Here is a 6,980-nt window from a genome sequence, read left to right as displayed (position 1 = left end):
AGTCGGCTGATCGCGTGGATCGCTTCGGCGCGCGACAATGGCAAACTGCCCTATCTCGTCATCGACAAGCACGCCGCGTCACTGTCGCTGTTCCGCGCCGACGGGACGTTCGTCGGCGAGACGCCGGTGCTGCTCGGGATCGGCGTGGGCGATGATTCGTCGCCCGGGATCGGTGCCAAGAAGCTCGCCGACATTGGCCCGGCCGAGCGGACGACGCCGGCGGGCCGCTTCGTCTCGAAATTCGGCCGCGCGTTTGGCGGTCAGCGCGTGCTGTGGGTCGATTATGCCAATTCGGTTGCGCTTCATGCGGTGATCACCACCAACAAGAAGGAGCGGCGCGTCGCGCGGCTGCTGTCGCCGACACCCGACGACAACCGCGTCAGCTTCGGCTGCATCAACGTCGGCACGCGCTTCTACACGCGGAAAATCGGCGCGCTGTTCGGCAAGGCCGGCGGAATCGTCTATATCCTGCCCGACACCACGCCGTTCGACACGGTGTTCCCGCGCGTGCGCTTGCTGCCCTATCTCGGCGCGGCGGACGGGCGATCATCATGATCCTGCTCGCGGTCGCACTCGCCGCCGCGACGCCCGCCCCGGTCGTCGTCAGCGCGCTCGAAAGCGAGCAGCTCGCGCGGGCGTGCCAGGGCAAGGACCGCGATCCGCGTCCGAACTTCTGCACCGGCTACATCCTGGGGGTGTTCGATGCGCTGTCGCTGACGCACGAAATCTGCCCCGCGCCCGCCAAGGCATCGACCGGCGAGGCGATCGCCGCCGTGCGCAAGGCGCTGCGCTCGCGCCCCGAGACCTGGATCAGCGCGCCCTCGTTCATCGTCCGCGACGCGCTGCAAAAGGCCTTTCCATGTAAGCGCCGGTGAAGCCGCGGTAGCCGCGCCCTGCGCCGCGCCCCATATACCCAATAATGACGGCTCCTCGCCTCCCCGTATCCATCACCGACTGGTTTGCCGCGAAGGGCTGGGCACCGCGACGCCATCAGCTCGCGATGCTCGAGGTCGCGCGCGAGGGCCGCCATGGGCTGCTGGTCGCGACGACCGGCGCGGGCAAGACGCTTGCCGGGTTCCTGCCGACGCTGGCCGAGCTGATCGAGCATCCGAGCGCGGGGCTGCACACGCTCTACGTCTCGCCGCTCAAAGCGCTGGCGGTCGATGTGCAGCGTAATCTGCTCACCCCGATCGACGAGATGGAGCTCGCCATTCGGGTCGAGACGCGCACCGGCGATACCCCGTCGGACCGCAAGGCGCGGCAGCGGATTCGTCCGCCGCACATCCTGCTGACGACGCCCGAATCGCTCAGTCTTTTGCTGAGTTATCCCGACAGCTTCACGATGTTCGAAGGGCTGAAGACGATCGTCGTCGATGAAGTCCACGCCTTTGCCACGGGCAAGCGCGGGGATTTGCTCAGCTTGTGCATGGCGCGGCTGCAGCGGATTGCGCCCGATCTGCGCCGCGTCGCGCTGTCGGCGACGGTGGCGGACCCCGACGGCTATCGCGCGTGGCTCGCGCCCGATGGCGACATCGATAGCGTCACGCTGGTGCAGGGCGAGGCCGGCGCGCCGCCCAATGTCACGATCCTGCTCCCACAGGGCCGGGTGCCGTGGTCGGGCCATTCGGGGCGCTATGCCGCCGAGCAAGTGATCGCCGAGATCGAGACGCACAAGACGACGATCGTCTTCTGCAACACCCGCGCGCTCGCCGAACTGATCTTTCAGGATTTGTGGAAGGTCAATGCGATGAATTTGCCGCTGGGGGTGCATCACGGCTCGCTCAGCCTCGAGGCGCGGCGCAAGGTCGAGGGCGCGATGGCCGATGGGCGCTTGCGCGGGCTGGTCGCGACGGCGAGCCTCGATTTGGGGGTCGATTGGGGCGATGTCGATTGCGTGATCCAGATGGGTGCGCCGAAGGGGTCGTCGCGTTTGCTGCAGCGGATCGGGCGCAGCAATCACCGGCTCGATGAACCGTCCGAAGCGATCGTCGTGCCGGGCAACCGCTTCGAATATCTCGAAGCGCGCGCGGCGCTCGACGCGGTCGAGGCGGGCGAGCTCGACCCCGATATCTTCCGCATGGGCGCGCTCGACGTGCTGGCGCAGCATGTGATGGCCTGTGCGTGTGCGGCACCGTTCGAACAGGGCGCGCTGCTCGACGAAATCCGCTCGGCCTTGCCCTATTCGGCGCTGCCGACCGACACGTTCGAGCAAGTGCTCGGCTTCGTGTGCGACGGGGGCTATGCGCTGAAAGCCTATGACAAATTCAAGCGGCTGACGCGCGCGCCGGACGGGATTTGGCGCGTCAGTCTCCCCAAATTTGTTGCGCAGCATAGGTTGAACGCAGGGATCATCGTCGAGGCCACGATGTTGAGCGTGCGCTTCGGCAATGGGCGCACCTTGGGGCGAGTCGAGGAGGGGTTTGCCGCGACGCTCACCCCGCGCGATACCTTCTTCTTCGCGGGATTGAGCCTTGAGGTTGAACGGATCGATACCGAGTCGATCGTAGTCCGCGCGACCTCGCGGCCCGCGCGAATCCCGAGTTACGGCGGGGCGCGGATGCCGCTGTCGACCAACCTTGCCGATCGCGTGCGCGCTTTCCTTGCTACGCCCGAGGAATGGCGGCGCTTTCCCGACGATGTGCGCGAATGGCTCGAGGTGCAGCGCGTGCGTTCGGTCATGCCGCGCCCGGGGCAATTGCTCGTCGAAACCTTCCCGCGCGAAGGGCGGCATTACATGGTCGCCTACAGCTTTGAAGGGTGGAACGCGAATCAGTCGCTCGGGATGTTGGTGACGCGGCGGATGGAGACGCAAGGACTCAAGCCGATCGGCTTCGTCGCGAACGATTATGCGCTGGCGTGTTACGGGTTGGAGCCGATCACCGATCCTGCGGGCCTGTTTTCGCGCGATATCTTGGAGGATGAGTTCGTCGATTGGGTGCAGCAATCGTCGCTGCTCAAGCGCGCCTTCCGCGAAGTCGCGGTGATTGGCGGGCTGGTCGAGCGGCAGATCCCGGGCAAACGCAAGACCGGCAAGCAAGTCAGCTTCTCGACCGATCTGATCTACGATGTGTTGCGAAAGTACGAGCCGGGTCACCTCTTGCTGCAAGCCGCCTGGGCCGATGCGCGCGCACGGATGACCGATGTCGGGCGGCTCGCCGATCTGCTCGATCGCGCGGGCGATACGATGCTGCACGTCGCGCTGGAGCGGATTTCGCCGCTCGCGGTACCGGTGCTGACGCTGATCGGGCGCGAACATGTCGCGCAGGGACTGGCCGACGATGCTTTGCTGATCGAGGCCGAAGTGCTGGCGGCGGAGGCGATGCGTCTGGATTAGGGGCGGCGCGATCGAGTCGGCTTGTCGAAGGTCCGAAACGGGCGTACCTTGGCAACATGAACCCGGCGCTGCTCCTCGCCTCCCCCTTGCTCGCATTATTGAGCCCGGGCCAACCTGCGCCCGATCCTGCTGCGCAACAAAAGGCGCAGCAAATTCCGCGCGATCAGCTCGATTTCGGCACCGACGATACGCGCATGACGGTTCCGGTGACGATCGGGACGGCGGGTCCGTATCGCTTCGTGGTCGATACCGGCTCAGAACGCACCGTCATTGCGCGCGAACTGGCCGAATCGCTCGGCTTGGCGCAGGGGCGCACGGTGCGGATCACGGCGATGGCGGGGTCGGCGAGCGTCGGCACGTTCCTGATTCCCGATATCGGGGTCGGCACTGCCGGGCGCGGGGCGCGGATCACGAGCTCACGGATCGAGGCGCCCGCTTTGGTGCAGCGGCATCTTGGCGCGCAGGGTCTGGTCGGGATCGACACGTTGAAGGATCATGCCGTGACGATCGATTTCGGGCGGCAAGCGATGACGGTCACACCGTCCTTCAAACGTATCCGGGTCGAGCATTTCGGCCCCGACGACATCGTCATCCGCGCGAAAAGCTTGCTGGGTCAGCTTGTCGTGACCGACGCCAGCTATCGCGGCCGTCGCATTCGCGTCGTGATCGACACCGGATCGGTCGTCAGCATGGGCAATCTGGCCTTGCGCCGCCTCGTCGCGCGCGATTCGGGAATGATGAGTCCGGTTACATTGACGAGTGTCACCGGCGGCGTGCTGGAGGCCGACTATACCCAGGTCGGGCAAATCCAGCTCGGTAAGATTGCGTTTGCCAATCTGCCCGTGGCGTTTTCGGACGCGGCACCGTTTGCGCGGCTGGGCTTGCGCGAGGTCCCTGCCTTGCTGCTTGGGATCGATGCGCTGCGCCTGTTCGGGCGGGTGCGGATCGATTTCGCCAATCGCGAACTGCGACTGGCGCAGCCGAAGGATGCGGCTCCGCTTTAGACTGGCTCAGCGCACGGTCGTTTGACCTGAGCTTTCCCCCTCCGTTCGGGCTGGTGATGAGGTGGAAACGTCCCCCGGACGCTTCCAGCCGAGCCGGGGGCTCGGCGACCTCATCACCAGGGCGAACGGGGGCCCGTAACGGTTGCGTTCGTGGCGCAGCGCGCTAGCTTCCGCCCCACATAACAGGGGCCTTTCACATGCGCGCACGTACCACCGCAACGATCCTTGGCCTGGCGGCGATCGCCAGCGCCGCATCGGCACAGGACCGGCCCGACCAAAAGCGCTATTTCGGGCTGTACAAGCAATTGGTCGAGACCAATACGACGCTATCGACCGGCAGTTGTACCCAAGCCGCAGCGCAAATCGGCGCGCGGCTGACGGCGGCGGGCTATGCCGACAGCGACGTCACGCTGTTCTCGGTGCCCGAGCGCGCCAAGGAAGGCGGCATCGTTGCGGTGCTGAAGGGCAGCGATGCCAAGGCCAAGCCGATGCTGCTGCTCGGCCATCTCGACGTGGTCGAGGCCAAGCGTGCCGATTGGGTGCGTGATCCGTTCACGCTGATCGAGGAAGGCGACTATTATTATGCGCGCGGGACGGTCGACGACAAGGCGATGGCGTCGGTCTGGGCGGATACGCTGATTCGCCTGAAGCAGGAGGGGTATAAACCGAAGCGCACGATCAAGCTTGCGCTGACCTGCGGCGAGGAGACGACCTTCGCCTTCAACGGCGCCGAGTGGCTCGCCAAGAACAAGCGCGATCTGATCGATGCCGAATTTGCCCTGAACGAGGGCGGCGGCGGGCGGTACGGCCCCGACGGCAAGCCGCAATTGCTGGCACTGCAAGTTGGTGAAAAGGCCGCGCAGAATTACACGTTTGAGGCGACCAACAAGGGCGGGCACAGCTCGCAGCCGGTGCCCACCAACGCAATCTACGAACTGTCCGACGCGCTGAAGGCGGTGCAGGGCTATGAATTCCCGATCAAATTCAGCGACACGACGCGCGCCTTTTTCGGCATGGCGGCGCTCGGCTCGCCGCCGCCGTTGCGCGCTGCGATTACGAAGCTGCTCGCCGACCCGAGCGATGCCGCCGCCGACACAATCGTCAGCGCTGACAAAATGATGCATTCGACGCTGCGCACGACGTGCGTCGCGACGATTGTCAACGCCGGGCATGCCGAGAATGCGCTGCCGCAGCGCGCCACCGCCAACGTCAATTGCCGCATCTTCCCGGGCGAGACGGTGCAGGGTACGCTCGCCAAATTGCAGGAATTGGCGGGGGCGAAGGTCAAAGTCAGCGCCAATGCGCCGATCCGCCCGACCGCCATCCCGCCCGCGCTCGACCCCAAAATCACTGGCCCGGTGAAGGCGGTCGCGGCCAAGCACTACCCCGGCCTGCCGCTGCTCCCGCTCATGTCGACCGGCGCGACCGACGGCGTCTTTCTTGAGGCGGTCGGTATTCCGGTCTACGGCGTGCCCGGCTTTTTCACCGATGCCGACGGCAACGGCACGCACGGTTTGAACGAGCGGATCCGCAAGGATTCACTGTATCAAGGGCGCGACTATCTGTTCGATCTGGTCAAGGCGTTTGCCGGATAAGCGGCAGGGAAGCGCGCGCTATTTCTGTTCGGGCGCGTCGAGGATCAGCGGTTTGACCGAACCCGGGTTGGGGCGCACGATATGGCGCCCCTTGCCGTGCAATTCGTCGATTTGCGCCTGACGCCGCGCGAGGTAAAATTCACGCGTTGCCTGATACGCTTTTTGCTTGTCCTGACGGAGCGCTTGGAGTGTTTCGTCGAGTTGCGCGCGCTGGTCGAGCGTGCCTAACACGCCGATGGAAATCGTAACCGCCGGATTTTTGAACGGACCGCCGACCACAAACGGCAGCATGAACCGGTCGACGGTCGTTCCGATCAGATCGCGCACTGTCGTTGGGCCGACCAGCGGCACGAACAGAAACGCACCGGGTTTCACGCCGTAAAACCCCAGCGTGTTGGCAAAGCCATTGGGGCGGAGCGGCAGCTTGAAGGGCTTGCGCCGCGCAATGTCGATCAGCCCGGCGACGCCGATCGTCGAATTCACCGCGAAACGAGCGAGGCTTTTCGCCGCTCGGCCGATTTTGTGCTGCAGAAGGAAATTCAGGAACGTAACTGGCTCGCGCAAATTGTTCAAAATGTTGCGGATGCCATCCCGGGCAGGCGAGGGGACGATCTTCTCATAGCCCTTTGCCACGGGGCGAATCACCGCGAGATCGACCGCCTGCGTTACCGCGAAGCTTTCGACATTGACGCTTTGGAGCGGGTCGGTTGGGCTGCGCCGACTGCCGGTGACGACGATGTCCTGTTCGGCGGGAAACACGGGTGTCGCTTGCAGCTCGACCGGCGGTGACGGCTGCGCGACCATCGGCGCGTCGGTTGCGACGAGCGCAACCGGAGCGGGCGGGGTGAGCGAAGCTGGCGGGCCGATCAGCAACAACGCTGTGGACAAGGCAAAACTGCTCAACGCCTGCACTTTCGGCATGGCCCGAAGCCCACACAGGCCTTCTTCGCGTTTCGCCTGCGCACACCCATTCCCCAGTCCGACATAATGAGAAGACGTTGCCGGAGAGCGATTTCCGTACACGATTCGGACCAGGTCGGTGCTATT

The 6,980-nt window shown here is 65.0% G+C and carries 6 protein-coding genes; 5 read left to right on the top strand and 1 reads right to left on the bottom strand.

What is annotated here, in order from left to right; translation table 11 throughout:
- The 5 genes from ABWP09_RS02500 to ABWP09_RS02480 form a co-directional block, all read left to right on the top strand.
- A partial coding sequence (locus tag ABWP09_RS02500) for a hypothetical protein (RefSeq protein ID WP_353203586.1) occupies positions 1-555 on the top strand: 555 nt, incomplete at its 5' end.
- Entirely contained in the window at positions 552-875 is a 324-nt protein-coding gene (locus ABWP09_RS02495; protein WP_353203585.1) for a Rap1a/Tai family immunity protein, read from the top strand. The genes ABWP09_RS02500 and ABWP09_RS02495, both read left to right, overlap by 4 nt.
- Positions 876-919: 44 nt before the next feature.
- Positions 920-3,334, top strand: coding sequence for a ligase-associated DNA damage response DEXH box helicase (locus ABWP09_RS02490; protein ID WP_353203584.1), 2,415 nt, complete (start codon positions 920-922; stop codon positions 3,332-3,334).
- 56 nt (positions 3,335-3,390) lie between these two features.
- Positions 3,391-4,338 (top strand): retropepsin-like aspartic protease, encoded by a 948-nt coding sequence (locus tag ABWP09_RS02485; RefSeq protein WP_353203583.1) that lies wholly within the window; start codon positions 3,391-3,393, stop codon positions 4,336-4,338.
- Between the two features lie 197 nt (positions 4,339-4,535).
- Positions 4,536-5,933, top strand: coding sequence for a M20/M25/M40 family metallo-hydrolase (locus tag ABWP09_RS02480; protein ID WP_353203582.1), 1,398 nt, complete (start codon positions 4,536-4,538; stop codon positions 5,931-5,933).
- Positions 5,934-5,951: 18 nt separating this feature from the next.
- Here ABWP09_RS02480 and ABWP09_RS02475 read toward each other — a convergent pair whose 3' ends face one another.
- Entirely contained in the window at positions 5,952-6,854 is a 903-nt protein-coding gene (locus tag ABWP09_RS02475; protein WP_353203581.1) for an MlaA family lipoprotein, read from the bottom strand.
- Between the last annotated feature and the right edge of the window lie 126 nt (positions 6,855-6,980).

Origin of the sequence: Sphingomonas sp., assembly GCF_040398505.1 — a bacterium.
GTDB lineage: Bacteria > Pseudomonadota > Alphaproteobacteria > Sphingomonadales > Sphingomonadaceae > Sphingomonas.
The sequence above is the reverse complement of the archived record's forward strand: the minus strand, read 5'-3'. Positions and strand labels throughout refer to the sequence as shown.